The following is a 15,052-nucleotide window of genomic DNA, read 5'->3' as shown; positions in this document are numbered from 1 at the left end:
CTAGATGTGCTTGCCGTTGACGATGTGAACCCCGGTGCGGGTGCCGGACTCCACGGCGGGGGCGAGGAAGGTGTGGGCGAGCCAGAAGCCGAAGAGGGCGATCACGATGGCGGCCCACATGCGGATGCCGAGGAACTTGATCGCGGCCCAGGCGACGACGCCGAGGACGAGGACCAGGGGCAGGGTGACGGTCACGGGCGGGGGCCTTTCAGCGGACGGGGCAGAGGTGGGTGCGGGCGGCCAGTTCGGCGGCGGAGCGGCTGTCGTAGTCGGCGGAGAAGCCGCAACGCGGGGCCGTGCACGCGGCGGTGTTCTTCTCCCGGCCCTTCGTGTCGTAGGAGGTACCGATCTGGACGGGGCCGATGCGGACGATGTTGCGGAAGCGGCGGTTGGCGGGCATCAGCGCTTCTCCGGCTCGCGTACGAAGTCGTCGGCGTGCTCGGTGAGCCAGCGCGCGATCTCTTGGCTCTCGTCCGGATCGGCGGCGAGGATGACGGGCTCCGCGGTTGCCATGGCCTCAACGAAGCGGTTTTTGCGGGTGAGTTCGGCTGCGCGCTGCAAGGCGCGGAGGGTGGATGGACGCATGGGGTGAGCTCCTTTCACAGTTGGGCGGCGAGGGCTTCGGCGAGTGGTGCGGGGACGCCGAGGCGGGCGCGCAGGGTTGTGGTGTCGATGGGGGTGCCGGTGCGGGAGTGGTGGTCCGCGGCGACCTTTCGGGCGTGGTCGACCAGGGCGGCGGGGACGGGCGGGGCCGAGGGTGCGGGACCAGGGGGCGCAGCCGGGGCAGGTTCGGGCTCTGACATCTCCTCGCTGGACTCGAACTCGGCGGGCTCCAGCTCCGGCTCGGCGAACATCAGGCCGGATGCCGGAACGCTGACCTGTTCCGCTTCAGGCGCGGGGGCCACCTCCGCCTCAGCCCGTCGGGGGCTGGAGTGCGCGAGCAGGGTTCCGCCGAGGAAGGCGACCGCGGGCCATCCGGCGACGAGGATGCGTAGCCAGGCCGGGACGGCGTGCACGTCGAGCAGTCCGGCGGTCGCCACGTTGGCGCCGAGGGACGCGGTCAACGCGATGACGAACCAGCACCACCCGGCCCGTTTGGCAGTCCCGGATCGCAGCCGCCGCCAAGCAGCCACGAGCAACAAGTCCACAGAGACCGGGTATGCCCAGCCCTTCCAACCGTCCTGCCCGGCCGCCGCCGCGATGTCGTGCAGGTGGGCGAAGGACAGGGCAGCCGCGATGACGGCCTGGACGAGCACCGCGTCCACACGGCCCAGGTAGGCGCGCAGCATGGGCGGGCCTCCTTCCGATTTCTGGCATGGATCGGGTAGGGAACTGGCGCGAAACGGTCGCGCCGGCCGTTGGGGGAAGGTGGGTTAGCCGGTCACCGGCAGCGGTTTGACCAGCGAGAACGGCGGGTTGGTCGGCCCAGCAGGTACGACGGGCCGGAAGCGATCGAGCGCCGGAACGTCAGGCACCAGGTGGGCCGAGGCAGCGCACGCAGCGGCGGCATCGGCGAGCGACAGATACGGGGTGCGGATGCGGGACCAGCCGCCGGAGTTGTCCCCGGCGACGGCCAGGCCGGGCCGTTCGGGCGCGATGCCGCAGGCGGCGACGACCGCCTCAGGGGCAATGTCCCCAAGAGCCATCTTGGCCGAGGCTTCGTCGTTGACCCGATGGCAGACACGGCCGGTGAGCTGGGCCCGCAGCATGGTGGCGCCCTTGCCCAGTTCGGCCACCTCGTCGACGACGATCACCACCGGCACCGGGCGTTCGGACTCCGGCAGGCCCCAGATATCGGAAGCGATCTCCTCGTCCGGGGTCCCCGGGGCGATGCCTTGCCGGGCCTTGATCAGGTCGTACCGGTCCTCCATCAACCGCACCAGCACCGGCAGCAGGTCAGCCGCCTGCCCGGGGTCCGTGGCCAGTGCCGACAGCCGTGGGGCGAAGGGTGCCAGCTCCACCCCCCGCTTGCAGTCGATCCCGACCAGGGCAACCGGCTGCGGAGCGAGCCCGGCGACCAGGTGGCGAAGGAACATCGACTTGCCCGAGAGCGTGGCGCCCAGGGTGAGTTGATGCGGGATCGTGCGGTAGTCGCGGACGTACGCGGTCGCGTCCTCCCGCAGCGCCACCGGCACCTTGAGGAACCCGGCCTCGGTCTTCCGCGGCATCCGGACCTTGCGGAGCACGTCGAAGCCGACGAGCCGCAGTTCGACCACGCCCGGCTTGACCTCGGATACGTACACCGCGTGGACACCCCAGGCGTGCCGCAGCCGTTCAGCCGAGGCCGCCACGTCTGCCGGCTCTTGGCCCGGGGCCAGACGGAGCCGGACCCGCATGCCCGTCGAGGTCGGTCGGATCAGTCCCCGACGAGGCGGAACCGGCCGCACCTCGCGCCGAGTCGCCGCCTGGACGAGCAGAGCGCGGAGGCGGGACGGCTGGACGGTCAGCCCGCACGACTCCATGGTCGAGCCGTACGTACCGAGCAGCCGGGCCGTGGAGATCGGCAGGCCGGCCGTGCACCAGAAGGCGGCCGGGTGCTTCGCCCGGAGGTAGGCGCCCCCGCCACCGAGTGCGGCGACCGGAGCACCCACCTCCAGCAACGTCAGCAGATCGGACACGGCGATCAGGCCGCCGCCGCAGCCGGAACGGGGAACTCGGCGGGCATCACGGCCGTGGCCCGGAAGGCGATGCCGTGCCGCGCCTGACCGTTGAACGTGGACTCCCACGGCCGAGCCACCAGACCGGCCAGCGAGACCGGAGCCCCTACCGCCAGCCCCTCGGTCAGCCCCTTCTCCGGCACGGTGACCTTGACCAGCGACGACTCGCCGTCCTCGATGTAGACGACCCCGAGCGTCCACAGCACGTCACCGGTATTGGCGTCGGTGGCGACCTCACCGGTCCGCCGGTCCTTCAGCTTCTTCTCCGGAGCCTCGGTCAGCAGGATCGTGGCCGCCGAGGTCTCCACGCGGATGGAACGCAATGCCTTCTCCTTCTCCATCGACAGCTAGTCATCTAGACAAGCTGCTGTCTGCGGCCCCTATGACGAGGGAGCCTGGCGGCAACTATGACATAGAGACGGCTGCTCGTCTATACAAGAACCCACTCTCACGTGTACGAGTCGGCGGAGGAGGGAGCGGAAGCACCTCAGCGTTCCATCCGCCCAAGTGTCAGTTAGCCGGGAGCTGGTAGTTCAAGACGTACGCATCGGCAGCCATCACCGTGTCGCAGACCTCGACCGCGCGGCCTTCGGTGTCGTGGGCGGTACGGACCAGGTGAATCACCGGGACGCCGGAGGCCAGCCGGAGCGTCTTGACCTCCTGGGGCGAGGGCATCCGGGCGCGGATCTCCTCGTCGAAGTGGTCGAGGCGGTGCCCCAGCTCTTCCAGCCGGGCGTAGATGCCGCCGGGGCCGGGGTTGGGTTCGGCGATCGGGGTGCCGGTCGCCAGGTCCAGCGGGATGTACGACGTAGCGAACTCGACCGGCCGGCCGTCGAGCAGATAGCGGCGGCGACGGGCCAGCACCCGGCGCGGTCCGCCCAGACGGGTAGCGATGTCCTGCGAGGGGCGTTCCTCCTTCACCTCAAGACTGTCCACCTCCGGCCGGCTCCCCGCGGCTTCCGCCTCCACAGTGAACGCCGACTTGCCCTGTTCCCGGTGCCGCCGGGCGAAGCGGTCCGAAGCCAGCCGCCGGACCGGCGGACGCGGCCGGACGAAGACACCCTTGCCGTGCTCGGAGACCACCAGCCCCTCACCCTGGAGGAGGGATAGAGAGTTGCGGACGGTCATCCGCGATACGCCGTAGTGCTCGACCAGCTCAGTCTCGGACGGGAGCTTGTCGCCCTCCTTGAACCGGCCCTTGTCGATCGCTTCGCGAAGCTGATCGGCGATCTGTCGGAACACCGCGCGGTCACTGGTGGGATCCAGTGCGCCGAGCGGGGCGGTGGCCTGTGCGGGCATTTTGACTCCTTTAGGTATCTAGACGAGCGGCTGACACTTGTTGCTACGGTGGGAAGCCTAGCCAGCCGAGGGGATCGAAGTTCCGTGAGCACCGAGCGCCCGCACTCCGTGAGCGTCGCCGGCGTCATCGTCGACGACCGGGGCCGGGCTCTGCTCATCCAGCGCCGCGACAACGGCCAGTGGGAACCGCCCGGCGGCGTACTCGAACCAGGCGAGACCATCCTCGACGCGCTCCAGCGCGAAGTACTCGAAGAGACCGGCATCAAGATCGCCCTTCCGGCGGCCCTGACCGGCATCTACAAGAACATGACCGGCTTGATCGTCTCGATGGTCTTCCGTTGCGAAGCCGTAGACGGCACCCCCACCACCGGCGAGGAGACTCGCGCCCTGCGCTGGGTCACCCGCGAAGAAGTCACCGAGCTCGCCGACGAGGCGTACGCGATTCGCGTCCTGGACGCCCTGGACGCGGCGTCGCCACCCACCGTGCGAGCACACGACGGCGTGAAACTCATCTAGCACGAACCCACTACCCATAGCGGCCTACCAGCGCAAAGGAGCTTGTATGCACGAGTATATGAGCAGTCGCCTAGCTGTTGGACTCGATTGCCCAAGTTCGCTGGAGAAGTTTGGCGACGGTGGGCGGACGGCGTGCGGCATCGGCCGTGATCAAGCAGCTGGCGTCAGTGCCGGTTACCGGTGCGAAGCTGTCGCCCACACGCCTCACGAGAGCTGTTCCATCTCCCTCGGCTTACGTTTCGCGGCCACTCCACGCCTCGCACTGCGTTGGCTTCGCCGCCGAGCCATCGACATCGCCGACCAACTCGATGCCCCGGTAGCCCGACCGGTTCACCACTGGCTCAGTGATCACGCCGCCCACGAGTACGCGCTGCTCACCCTCGCGCGAGGCGACTCCTACCTCTTCGCGATCTCCGATGAAGCCACCCGCTACACGCTGTCAGTGAGCCCCGCATGGAACACGAAATGAACCACGAAGCCATGCCCGCGCTTCGCCCCGGTTACTGGTGCGAATGCTGGACCCAGAGCCCGGCGACCGGCGAGGACCCTGTCCTACTCGCCTCCTGCGAGGCCCGCAACGCCGTTCAAGCCGTCCGATGGATCCGCGTCGCACTCCGCGGGATCACCTCAGCCCTCGAACCTGAGACAGCCGCATGCGCCCGTAGTTGGCTGGCCGGCGGCTACGTCAGCGCCATCGAGGCCCTCGCGTACACCACGCCCTACGCCGTCACCATCAGCCACCGAGACACCCACATCGAATGGACCGCCCGGCCCGTACTCTTCCTCGGCCTGGCCGATCGCGAGGCGACCGAACTCCCATCCTGCGCCGGGAAGTTCACACCACGACCAAAAGCCCCCACGCCCTACTGAGTAACAACCTTCTCTACAGGTTCAAGGCGGCTCGCCCTGCTCGCCGCGCGCGGCCCGGACCCCGGCCGGGCCTGCGCTCCTGTCTCCGCCCCGCTCCAGCCCGGCCGGGGTCCGTGCCGCGCTCAAAGCAGTCAGGCGCCTGACGTCAGAGAAGGGGTACTTCGTGGCTGGGGGCTCCGCGGCTTTACCCACCTCCCCGGTCCGGGTCCCGCGTCGAGCAAGACCAGGGGGCCACTCGTGCTAATTGCGGTCAGGCACAAAGCCTGCCCGAGTTGCCAACCAGCGTACGGCCCCCTGATCATGCTCGACCCCAGACCGGGCAGGCCACCGGCCAAACCCGCTCCACCGACCTAACTATCTGGCTCCGCACCTCAGCCAACAGCGCCCCGGGCAACCGAGATGCAGTCCATACTGTCGCAGTAGGGCGATAAGGGAGGGGAGCCGCATGTCGAAGCAGCTGACGTTCAAGGAGGACCAGGTGGGGCTGCAGGAAGAAATCGTGAAGCGTTCTCGTGAGATCCATACCGATCGGTACAGCATGGCAATTAATGAAGCGCTATCCATGTACGATAATTCAGATCTGGAAATTCACCCCGAATTCCAGAGGATCTTCCGGTGGGGAATTCAGCAGCAGTCCCGTCTGATCGAGAGCGTCTTCCTCGGCATTCCCATCCCTCCAATTTTTGTTGCGGCTCGCAAAGACGGCGTTTGGGATGTCGTAGATGGAGTTCAGCGACTGTCCACTCTTTTCCGATTCATGGGTGCGCTGCGAAGGGATGATGGGGAACTGGACACCCCCGCCCCGCTTACGGCCGGAGACTATCTGAAAAGCCTTGAGGGGGTGGTATGGAGTGAGTCAGTGGTTCCTCGCGAGGCTGAAGGTATCACCGTTCTCTCGGAAGCCCAGCAACGCTTCTTTAAACGTGCTCGACTCGATTTCCAGATCGTCGAGCATACAAGCGATGAACAAGCGAAGTTCGACCTGTTCCAGCGGCTAAATAGCGGCGCCCATCTTTCCGAGCAGGAGGCTCGAAACTGCCTTGCTGTGATGCTGGACCCAACTTTCTATAGGTGGCTCCAGTCACTAGCCTCAACTCCTGCATTCGAGCAGACCGTCAGCATTACCGAACGGCAGGAGGAGGAGGCGTACGGTGTCGAGCTTGCCCTCCGCTATCTCTCCGTTATTACCGCTCATCGATCTGACCTCTCTGGCCTTTCTGACGTTGGCGAGTTTCTAACTTCTCGAATGCGTCATTTCATCGAATCTGATGATTTCGATCGAGACTTCGAACGTGCACGCTTCATGGACATCTTTTCCTGGCTGAATGAGGCCCTCGGGGAATCATCCTTCAAGCGTTATGACGTTGCAAAGTCTAAGCACAGCGGAAGATTCACGGTTTCCGCCTTCGAGGCGGTGACAACTGGGTTGAGCCTCAATTATGAACACTGGAAACAGCTAGAAGATGGAGTCCGACCGCGGCTCCTACGCCAGAGGGTGCAGAACGTCTGGAAAGATGAGACATTCCGTAACCGGGCTGGCGCAGGGAAGTCGGCAGAGCTGCGCATCCCTCACATGTTTGAGGTTGGTCAGAAGGTATTCTCTCTGGGGGATTAAGTGCGGACACTCGTTGAACTCCAGGATTCACTAGACGAAGATCTTGCGTGGCGCCGCAGTGAGCTTCACGGCTATCTCAGTACAATTCGAAGGGCGAAGTCTGAGAGCACCACTCAGCGCACCCTTTGCCGCGCAGGCGTACCTCTCCTTTACGCGCACTGGGAAGGTTACGCGAAGCATTGCTTGTCAATGTACCTTCAGTACGTCGGACGCCGCCGCTTGACCTATGGAGAGCTTCATCCTGCCTTCGTGGCGCTTGGCCATGAGGCCGCGCTGGACTCTCAGGAAGGACTTTCCGCGGCTCGTAGAGTTGTACGACGGGCGCAATCGATCCTCACGGGAGATACTACGCGAGCGCAGATTCCATGGCGTCGAGGCGTGGATACTCAGTCCAACTTGAACAGCACCAGATGCTTCGATTTGTTTGAATCGCTAGGCCTCGACTCTTCTCCTATCCAAACCAAGACGAGGCTAATCGACTATGAGCTACTAAGAGTGCGGAACGAAATAGCCCACGGTCAATATCTAAGTGTCGACGCGGATTCATATGAAGAGTTGCATTTAGAAGTTCTCGGGATCATGGATTTCGTTCGAAATGCCGTTGGCGCCGCAGCGGAGAACCAGACATACCGAAGACGCAAGGAACTCTAGGTTTTACTTCGAGCGGGTATTGGTAATGCCTCCTGGATAGCCCCGTTCGCCGACCTGAGCCCACGCCATTTCGGCAAGCTGATCATCGCCCTGGCTGTACGCCAGACCGTCTCAGTTTCCGTCTCATTTGCCGCCGTTCAAGCGCGACCATCCGCATGGGGTCGTCCCAGCACTGCCCTGCCCATGAACTCAGGTGAACGAGCCTGCACTCCGCCCAGCAGGGGACCAACAGACTTGGAAAGAGTGTTGGCCGGGTGACGAGGGGGGTGGGGTCTGGGGCTGCAACATAGTCCCGAGGTGGTTCTCGGGGACCTTTATGCCCACCCCCCTTGACCGCGGACCTCGAAGGTTCTCTGACCGGTCTCACTCCACCAGGCAAGCTAGCAAGGCGCACTGACAACCGCCTCGCGCGTGGCCTGCGGTACAGCAGCGAAGTACAGCAACCCCAGCAGCCAGCAGTGCCCCGTACCGGCCCTCATGATCCTCCGGACAGCCTCTATGACCTCCAATGATCGATGCCTGTAGAGCTACGGATCAGAAGGTTGCAGGTTCGAATCCTGCCGAGCGCACAGCAGGTCAGAGGCTCCGTCGAGGAATCGACGGAGCCTCTGGTGTCTCTCTTGACGGCCGTGATTGACGGCGACTGCCTCGGACATTGGGGCACGCCGGATCAGATGGCCGCTGGAAGGCCGGCGGATCTGTGATCAGCAGGCCCTCCGGCTCCGTCACTTTCTGGATCGCCGTGAGCGGCCGCATCTCGGCCGGTCTTCAGCGAGTGGTGCCGCAGCGGCGGTCGGCGGCCATGAAGGCGACGGATGTGACTCCTTCGGCAGTGCCGAGCGAGCGCCGTACCTGCCCCGCTGACGGCGACCACCGCGCATAAGGGCTGACCGCAGCCGGCGGCGGCCCTGCACGTGGGGCTGGGCATAAGCGCCGCGCGCCGTCCCAAAGGTTCGGGGTCGCGTCAGACGGGGTCGCGGTCGCCGCCGTTGTTGATAAAGGTCTTGATCACTACTCCGGTTTTGCGCTTGATCCACAGGATGTCGTCACGTCCGTCGCCATTGAGGTCGGCAAACTCGCGGCGTACCGTCTTGCCGTCGAGGCCGCCGCCGTTGGCGATCTGCACTTCCTTCTCCCAGACGAACTTGCCGTCGCTTGCGGCACCGCGGTTCATCCGCGCATTCAACGGCCCTTTCGTGGTTTCGACCAGATAGTCTGCGCGTTTATCGCAGTCGACGTTATGGAAGGTGGGTAGCTGTCCACCATTCAGGCCGTCGCTGATGACGTTTTCGAGGTGCTTCCATTCAAGCTGGCCGTACTGGTTGCTGCCGAGATTCAACCACGCTTGTACCGCGCCGGACGCAGTGTCGACCATCAAGTAGTCGTCGCGCCCGTTTCCATCGATGTCGGCAAACGTAATCATGGCGCCTTTCCCCATGTTATTGGGGATTCGCGCATCGATTCTCCACTTGGGCGGGCCAAATTGGTCGTCTCCGCTGCACTTCCACGCCTTCACGGCTCCGGTTTCGTGGTTGACCACCAGATATTCGTCGCGTCCGTCTCCGTCGATGTCGGCGAAATCGATGTCCTCCTTTTCGGCGTCGAAGCCGTCGACGCCGGAGGTCATAGACACGACACGTCCCCACTTGAATTTGCCGTCAACGTTTCTGAGATTATTCCATACCCTCACCGCTCCGGTATCGCGGTTGACCACAAGGTAGTCATCGCGTCCGTCTCCGTCGATGTCGGCGAAGGTGATGTATTCCTTATCGGCATCGAAGCGGCTGTCCGGAGCGATTTCCTTGTCGCTCTCATCCCATCCACCCGGGTATTCGTTGCACAGGCGCATTTTCGATTCGTCCGGCTTGCTGTCGGCCGCGTTGTTCCTGGAGGTGGGATCACCGCCGTGAGCCGCAGCCGTCGACGTTCCCTTGCCGGGCTTGTCGGCATCGTTGCTGTTGGCTGACGTGGAAATGACAGCGTTGACGACGCCGAAAACCCCTCCGCCGAAAGTCGTGATCACAGCGACAACGAGAGCGACCTTGCCGGTTTCGGACAGGCCGCTGAACCACTCCCGCACCGGGCGCCTGCGTAACTGCTGCGGGGGAGAAAGGGATTGCCCGGGACTTGAGCCAGGAATGGGGTCCGGGTTGCCACTCTGCGATGACGGTTCCGAAGACAACGAGCCCCCTGGTTTTTCGACTGGCTGCTGGATCCCAAGACGATAGAGGAATCGAGTGGCCGGGGCCACAGACCGAGGCCGGGCGGAGAGGCCGGTGAGCGCAGCATGTCGCAAGCAGCGTGGAAGGGAAGTCTTCGAGCCGGCTGCGTAGGGCGCTCTGCCGGCTGGCACCTGCTTGATCCGCAGAGGAGGAAGGAAAGCGGCCCCTGCCCCGGAGATTCCTGGTCAGGGGCCGTCCATCTGCGGAGGCTGTGGGATTGGTCCCGCAGTGCGGGGCTATCGCACAGCACTTCTCAAGACCGCTGAATCTTTCGGGGCTCTCCTGCCGTATACGTGGGTCAGGCCGTCGTGAGGTGGCGGTCGGGAAGCACGCACACCACGCACGCGTCGGACCGGTCAGCCACGGAACGGCCATGGGGGCGCGGACGGAGTTCCGTGTCAGCCCCGGCCGAGGACGCAGAACTCGTTGCCGGCCGGGTCGGCCAGGACGACCCAGGAGACGTCACCCTGCCCCACGGCGGCCCGTGTCGCGCCGAGACCTTCGAGCCGGGCGACCTCCCTTGTCTGATCCTCGACGGGGTCGGACATCACGTCGAGATGGACGCGGTTCCCCACGACCTCGTCGTCGGGCGTGCGGCGGAACTCCAGGTACGGCCCGACGCCCTGACCCACATCGGCGGGCGTCGCCCCGAGTTCCTTCAGCCGTGTGACCAACTCCGTCTGATGGGCATCGGAGGTGGTGGCAAGCTCGATGTGCATGCGGTACTTCACTGTCTCCGGGTCCGGGACGCGGCGAGATCGATGCAGACGGCGGACGGGTCCGGCCAGGCGAAGCCCACGGGTTCCAGGTTGGTGACGCCGGGCCCTTCGCTGGAAACGTCCCAGCCGAGCGCCTCCGCCCAGAACTGGCCGAGCGCCGAGTCGTCCCGGGCCTTGAAGTTCACCTGAACAAGTTGCAGCGTCATGCCGCACAACTTAGGTGATCCCCCCTTGGGCAGGCGTGCGAGTTCTTTTGGGCACCTGCTCTGAGCTGCCATGACGCACCGACGCCTCGGCCTGAGGAACCGCCTTGGCCAGGGGTTGGCCGGACCCTGAACAGCACTCACCCCACCGGCCACTCAGGCTGCGGTGAGCCTTAACTGGTGGCATCGCGTCAGGAAGTCTGTCAGGCACTGCTCATGACGGTCACGCAGGGAGTCCGCGACGCTGATGGCGCACATGGGCTGTCACCGGCGGTGAACCGAACATGGGGCGGCTGATCAGGCGGCGTCGCCGCACAGCCGTGCCCGAAGCCCACGGAAGAGAAGGTTGCAGGTTCGAATCCTGCCGAGCGCACAGCAGTGAGAGCCCCGCCCGGGTCACCCGGGCGGGGTTTTTGCATCGCGTATGGCAGACGGGTCCGCGATGTCCGCCGAGCCGGCCGCAGGTCAGGGCTGTGGTCGTGCGGGTGGGGTGGCGTGGTGGTTGGTGAGGTGGGTGGTCAGTTGGTGGCGGGTGGTGGTTTCGGTTTGGGTCGGGGTGCGGTTGGTGACGTTCACGGTGATGACGTTCCAGGGGGTGGCTGCCAGGAGGCGGTGGGTCAGGTCGGACTCGTGGCGCAGATGGGCGGCGGCCGAGGGGAGGTCGTGGACGGACGCGGTGCCGGGGGAGTGGCGGAGTTTGGTGAGGTACCAGTCCTCCCACTGGGGGCCTTCGCGTTCGATGGCGCGCCGGAGGGCGGCTTCCGGGTCGTCCCGTAGGTAGATCACGGTCACCTGGCAGGGTGCCACGGCTGTTTCGAGGTCGTCGATGACGCGGGCGATCGTCGGTTCGTCGTGGCCCCAGGCGACCAGGGAGGGGATGAAGGGGAGCAGTGCGTCGGTGATGAGTATTTCGGTGCCGTCCGCGCGGGCCTGGGTGACGTAGGCGCGGGTGGACTCCACGAGGGTCTCGGGCCGTACGCGGCCGCTGCCGTCGGCGAACTGCTCGGCCACGGGGCGGAAGGCCGGCCGGGTGAGGATGTCCGCCTCTTCGAAGTGGTCGACGGCGGCTCCGGTGTCCGTCAGCCAGCGGGCCAGGGCGGCGCACAGCGTGGACTTGCCGACGCCGGGGCTGCTGCCGAGGACCGTGATCAAGTGTGTGGGGTTCCCCGGGGCCGCAGGGTTCCCCGGATTCGCAGGGTCTGCCGGGTGCGCTGCCATCGGGGCAGTCTTGCAGAGGGGCGGAGGGCGAGGGAAGCAGATCAACTTGCCTGATTGGGAGGGGAGTTACTCCGTATTCGCGGCCTCGGTGGTCTCTGCCGTCGCCGTGGCCCCGGTGGTGGCGGTCGGTCGGGTGGGGTGGGGGGTGACGACGATTTGGTGGGTGTCCTCGTAAACGATGCGGCCCGGGGTGTGGCGGAGTGGAGGCGGTGGCAGGGGATGTGGTGGGCGGCGAGGATGGCGAGGTAGCCGTCCACGCGGGCGATCAGGTCGTGGGATGTCGATTTGAACCAGGCCACGGCGCCGGGGTTCAGGGTGCGGTCGTAGACGGTGGGGTCGGTGTCCGAGGGGTTGGGGTAGTTCGCGTCGTACCAGTCGTTGTTGGTGCGTCGGAAGCGTTCCTGGCCGGGGGTGAGCCGGCCTTCCTTGGCGAGGGTGTTGACGAGGGCGAAGACGCCGGGGAAGTGGCCGTGGGGGTGGCGGGTCGTGCTCTGGAAGCGGACGTAGTGGAGGGCGGCGGGCGGCATGGCGGGCTCCTGGGCGGGGGAGTGGGCGGCCGTTGTGGAGAGCAGATTAGGTGTTGGGGCAGGAGTCGCGTAGTGTCATACCTACCGACGCGGGGTGGAGCAGCTCGGTAGCTCGCTGGGCTCATAACCCAGAGGTCGCAGGTTCAAATCCTGTCCCCGCTACGAACGCCGCAGGCCCAGTGGAAAGCATTCCACTGGGCCTGCGGCGTTTTGCGTGCGATGTGGCGGCTGCTTCCGGTGGCCGGGCGGCTCGGCGGCGGGTGAGGTTGGGCGGCCGGGTGGGGCTGGAGCGCAGGGATCGGGTCATGGGGTGGCGATGTCATTGAGTGTCGATGTCATGGGGGTGGCGATGGCTGAGATGAGGGAAAGCGGGCGCGGGAGTGAGCGGGCGGTTGCGGGGAGTGGGTGTCGGCACCGGGTCGCGGTGCTGGTGCGGCACGGGATGCTGCCGATCGAGGTGGGCATCGTCCACCGGCTCTTCGGCGCGGCCAGGTCCGTGACCGGGGAGCGGCTGTACGAGGTGGTGACCTGCGCGCTGGAGCCAGGTGAGGTGCGTACGGACGCGGATTTCACGGTGCATGTCGCGCACGGGCCGCAGGCGCTGGCGGCGGCCGACACGGTGGTCGTACCGGCGTCGGGGGCGGACTACGAACCCGGTACGGGGCGGCTGAGCGCGCCGATGGCGGAGGCGCTGGGCCGGATCCGGCCCGGGACGAGGATCGCGTCGATCTGTACGGGGGCGTTCGTGCTGGCCGCGGCGGGGATTCTGGACGGGCGGCGGGCGACCACGCACTGGTCGTCGGTGGAGGACTTCCGCCGGCTGTTCCCGGACGTCGAACTGGACGCGGACGTGCTGTACACGGACGAGGGCGAGGTGCTGACGGCGGCCGGGGTCGCGTCCGGTATGGACCTGTGCCTGCACATGATCCGGCGGGACCACGGGGCGACGGTGGCCAATGACGTGGCCCGCCGTACGGTCGTACCGCCGCACCGGGAGGGCGGCCAGGCTCAGTACATCCGGTGGCCGGTGCCGGAGCCGCGGGCTTCGTCGACGGGTGCGGCGCGGGCGTGGGCGCTGGAGCACCTGGACCGGCCGCTGAGCCTGCGGGAGCTGGCGGTGCGCGAGTCGATGAGTGTACGGACCTTCACCCGGCGGTTCCGGGAGGAGGCCGGGATCTCGCCGAACCAGTGGCTGACCCAGCAACGGGTCGAGCGGGCGCGGCAGTTGCTGGAGGAGACGGAACTTCCCGTGGACCGGATAGCGACGGCGGCCGGCTTCGGTACGGCGGCTTCGCTGCGCCGGCACTTCCAGTCCGCGCTGGGGGTCTCGCCGCGCGCGTATCGCGGCACCTTTCGGGGTTCGGAGCCGAGGGTGGAGGAGTAGGGCGCCGGGGAGCGGTTGTGTGTGGGGGCGGTGGGTGGTCGGGGGCCGTCGGGCGGTGGGACGGGTGGGGCGGGTCGTAGGCTGAGGGTGTGTGGCGATGTACGGGACCGCGTTGGTCGGGTGGTGGAGTGGAGGCCGCCGGACGGTTCGGGCGGCCTGCGCGCGTTGAGCGGCCCGCACGGTTCGAGCAGCCCGCACGATTCGAGGGGGCTGCGCGATCCGAGGGGGCCGTGCGATCCGAGGGGGCTGCCCGTGCTGAGCAGTCCGGGCGCTCCGAGCGGCGTGGAAGCTCCGAGCGCCCCGTGGGCACCGAGCGCTCCGTAGGATCCGGGCGGTTCGCGCAGCGGCTCGGCTGGTACTGCGCGGAGCGGGACGAGGTGCGGGTGAGCATGCTCCCCGCGGGCAAGGCGCTGGCGTTCGCCGCGGAGGGGGAGCGGCGCTGCCTGGGGGTGTGGCGGGCCGGCCGCTGGATCGTGTGCCCGTACGCGGCGGTGATCGACGGTGCGAGCGCCAAGGACCAGTGCGCGCGGTGCGCCCAGCTGGACCGGTCGCGGTCGGTGGCCGCGGACACCATGGCCGATGACCCGCGCCCGTACGGCGTCTATCTCGCGTACTTCGGTCCCGGTCTGCTCAAGGTGGGGATCACGGCCGCCGAGCGCGGTCCGGCGCGGCTGGTGGAGCAGGGGGCGGTGGCGTACGCATGGCTGGGGCGCGGGCCATTGATGGCCGCGCGGCGGGCGGAGGCGCTGCTGGGGAGCGCGCTGGCGGTGCCCGACAGGTTCGGGAAGGCGGTGAAGCGGGCGGCGCGCGGGGCGCTGCCCGCCTGGTCCGAGCGGGTGGCCGAGCTTGCCGAACTGCACGCCAGGGCACGGGCGTTGGCGGGCTGGCCGGAGACGCTGGAGCCGGTGGAGTTCGTCGCCACGGACCATACGGAGCTGTTCGGTCTGGACCGGGTGCCGGCGGGCGCGGTGGAGCTGGGCGGGCTGACGGCGGGCGCGGAGGTGGTGGGGGAGGTGCTGGCCGGGGTCGGGCCGGATCTGTATCTGCGGTTGGCGGGAGCAGCGGGGGAGAGGGAAGGGGCGAGGGAGGAAGCTGCGGATTCGGGGGCTTGGGGGGCTTCCGGAGGTAGTGGGGCTGGTGGGGACTTGGGGGCTTCGATGGCTTCCGGGGG

The 15,052-nt window shown here is 66.9% G+C and carries 17 protein-coding genes, 1 tRNA gene and 1 pseudogene; 8 read left to right on the top strand and 11 right to left on the bottom strand.

Features of this window, described 5'->3' with window-relative positions; all coding sequences use genetic code 11:
- The 7 genes from IH09_RS33710 to IH09_RS33680 form a co-directional block, all read right to left on the bottom strand.
- Nucleotides 1–195, bottom strand: coding sequence for a hypothetical protein (locus IH09_RS33710; protein WP_052861366.1), 195 nt, complete (start codon nucleotides 193–195; stop codon nucleotides 1–3).
- 13 nt (nucleotides 196–208) lie between these two features.
- The gene (locus tag IH09_RS33705; RefSeq protein ID WP_052861365.1) at nucleotides 209–400 is read right to left on the bottom strand and encodes a mobile element transfer protein; all 192 of its coding nucleotides are present in this window, start codon (nucleotides 398–400) and stop codon (nucleotides 209–211) included.
- On the bottom strand, nucleotides 400–585 hold the full coding sequence (locus IH09_RS33700) for a hypothetical protein (RefSeq protein WP_052861364.1): 186 nt from the start codon (nucleotides 583–585) through the stop codon (nucleotides 400–402). Before IH09_RS33700 ends, IH09_RS33705 begins: the two co-directional genes overlap by 1 nt.
- A gap of 14 nt (nucleotides 586–599) precedes the next feature.
- Nucleotides 600–1,286, bottom strand: a complete 687-nt coding sequence (locus tag IH09_RS33695) for a DUF2637 domain-containing protein (protein WP_052861375.1) — start codon at nucleotides 1,284–1,286, stop codon at nucleotides 600–602.
- An 87-nt stretch (nucleotides 1,287–1,373) separates the two neighbouring features.
- Nucleotides 1,374–2,618: an FtsK/SpoIIIE domain-containing protein gene (locus tag IH09_RS33690; protein WP_052861363.1), complete on the bottom strand. Its 1,245-nt coding sequence runs from the start codon at nucleotides 2,616–2,618 to the stop codon at nucleotides 1,374–1,376.
- Nucleotides 2,619–2,623: 5 nt separating this feature from the next.
- On the bottom strand, nucleotides 2,624–2,980 hold the full coding sequence (locus IH09_RS33685; protein WP_052861362.1) for an SCO3933 family regulatory protein: 357 nt from the start codon (nucleotides 2,978–2,980) through the stop codon (nucleotides 2,624–2,626).
- A 187-nt stretch (nucleotides 2,981–3,167) separates the two neighbouring features.
- Nucleotides 3,168–3,956: a GntR family transcriptional regulator gene (locus tag IH09_RS33680; RefSeq protein ID WP_052861361.1), complete on the bottom strand. Its 789-nt coding sequence runs from the start codon at nucleotides 3,954–3,956 to the stop codon at nucleotides 3,168–3,170.
- A gap of 108 nt (nucleotides 3,957–4,064) precedes the next feature.
- Between IH09_RS33680 and IH09_RS33675 the strand changes: the two genes are divergently transcribed.
- From IH09_RS33675 to IH09_RS40765, 5 genes are all read left to right on the top strand, one after another.
- Nucleotides 4,065–4,472, top strand: coding sequence for an NUDIX domain-containing protein (locus IH09_RS33675; RefSeq protein ID WP_052861374.1), 408 nt, complete (start codon nucleotides 4,065–4,067; stop codon nucleotides 4,470–4,472).
- 46 nt (nucleotides 4,473–4,518) lie between these two features.
- Nucleotides 4,519–4,941, top strand: a complete 423-nt coding sequence (locus IH09_RS38400; RefSeq protein ID WP_205379173.1) for a hypothetical protein — start codon at nucleotides 4,519–4,521, stop codon at nucleotides 4,939–4,941.
- Nucleotides 4,938–5,342: a hypothetical protein gene (locus tag IH09_RS33670; protein ID WP_052861360.1), complete on the top strand. Its 405-nt coding sequence runs from the start codon at nucleotides 4,938–4,940 to the stop codon at nucleotides 5,340–5,342. The genes IH09_RS38400 and IH09_RS33670 overlap by 4 nt, the downstream gene beginning before the upstream one ends.
- Nucleotides 5,343–5,787: 445 nt before the next feature.
- The gene (locus tag IH09_RS33665; RefSeq protein WP_052861359.1) at nucleotides 5,788–6,957 is read left to right on the top strand and encodes a DUF262 domain-containing protein; all 1,170 of its coding nucleotides are present in this window, start codon (nucleotides 5,788–5,790) and stop codon (nucleotides 6,955–6,957) included.
- Nucleotides 6,958–7,608 (top strand): MAE_28990/MAE_18760 family HEPN-like nuclease, encoded by a 651-nt coding sequence (locus IH09_RS40765; protein WP_190233491.1) that lies wholly within the window; start codon nucleotides 6,958–6,960, stop codon nucleotides 7,606–7,608.
- A gap of 964 nt (nucleotides 7,609–8,572) precedes the next feature.
- On the opposite strand, the gene IH09_RS33660 is transcribed toward IH09_RS40765, so the two are convergent.
- The 4 genes and pseudogenes from IH09_RS33660 to IH09_RS33645 all read right to left on the bottom strand — a co-directional run bounded on the left by IH09_RS33660 (nucleotide 8,573) and on the right by IH09_RS33645 (nucleotide 12,497).
- Entirely contained in the window at nucleotides 8,573–9,688 is a 1,116-nt protein-coding gene (locus tag IH09_RS33660; RefSeq protein ID WP_052861358.1) for an FG-GAP-like repeat-containing protein, read from the bottom strand.
- Nucleotides 9,689–10,228: 540 nt separating this feature from the next.
- Nucleotides 10,229–10,755: pseudogene (locus IH09_RS33655) on the bottom strand (VOC family protein).
- A 462-nt stretch (nucleotides 10,756–11,217) separates the two neighbouring features.
- Nucleotides 11,218–11,901, bottom strand: a complete 684-nt coding sequence (locus IH09_RS33650) for a nucleoside/nucleotide kinase family protein (RefSeq protein ID WP_318279644.1) — start codon at nucleotides 11,899–11,901, stop codon at nucleotides 11,218–11,220.
- A gap of 110 nt (nucleotides 11,902–12,011) precedes the next feature.
- Nucleotides 12,012–12,497, bottom strand: a complete 486-nt coding sequence (locus IH09_RS33645; protein WP_404827310.1) for a hypothetical protein — start codon at nucleotides 12,495–12,497, stop codon at nucleotides 12,012–12,014.
- Nucleotides 12,498–12,585: 88 nt separating this feature from the next.
- Here IH09_RS33645 and IH09_RS33640 point away from each other — a divergent pair.
- The 3 genes from IH09_RS33640 to IH09_RS33630 all read left to right on the top strand — a co-directional run.
- Nucleotides 12,586–12,659, top strand: a tRNA-Met gene (locus tag IH09_RS33640).
- 196 nt (nucleotides 12,660–12,855) lie between these two features.
- Nucleotides 12,856–13,881: a GlxA family transcriptional regulator gene (locus IH09_RS33635; protein ID WP_052861373.1), complete on the top strand. Its 1,026-nt coding sequence runs from the start codon at nucleotides 12,856–12,858 to the stop codon at nucleotides 13,879–13,881.
- Between the two features lie 389 nt (nucleotides 13,882–14,270).
- Nucleotides 14,271–15,052 (top strand): DUF2797 domain-containing protein (locus IH09_RS33630; RefSeq protein WP_110952764.1); only part of this gene is annotated, 782 nt, incomplete at its 3' end.

Source organism: Streptomyces celluloflavus (genome assembly GCA_000720995.1).
Classification (GTDB): Bacteria; Actinomycetota; Actinomycetes; order Streptomycetales; family Streptomycetaceae; genus Streptomyces; species Streptomyces celluloflavus.
This window is presented reverse-complemented; position numbering and strand designations above follow the sequence as displayed.

Coding starts and splice junctions, on each gene's coding strand:
- IH09_RS38400 (WP_205379173.1), top strand. CDS start 4,519: ATGCACGAGTATATGAGCAGTCGCCTAGCTGTTGGACTCGATTGCCCA.
- IH09_RS33700 (WP_052861364.1), bottom strand. CDS start 585: ATGCGTCCATCCACCCTCCGCGCCTTGCAGCGCGCAGCCGAACTCACC.
- IH09_RS33645 (WP_404827310.1), bottom strand. CDS start 12,497: ATGCCGCCCGCCGCCCTCCACTACGTCCGCTTCCAGAGCACGACCCGC.
- IH09_RS33680 (WP_052861361.1), bottom strand. CDS start 3,956: ATGCCCGCACAGGCCACCGCCCCGCTCGGCGCACTGGATCCCACCAGT.
- IH09_RS33705 (WP_052861365.1), bottom strand. CDS start 400: ATGCCCGCCAACCGCCGCTTCCGCAACATCGTCCGCATCGGCCCCGTC.
- IH09_RS33670 (WP_052861360.1), top strand. CDS start 4,938: ATGAACCACGAAGCCATGCCCGCGCTTCGCCCCGGTTACTGGTGCGAA.
- IH09_RS33665 (WP_052861359.1), top strand. CDS start 5,788: ATGTCGAAGCAGCTGACGTTCAAGGAGGACCAGGTGGGGCTGCAGGAA.
- IH09_RS33635 (WP_052861373.1), top strand. CDS start 12,856: ATGAGGGAAAGCGGGCGCGGGAGTGAGCGGGCGGTTGCGGGGAGTGGG.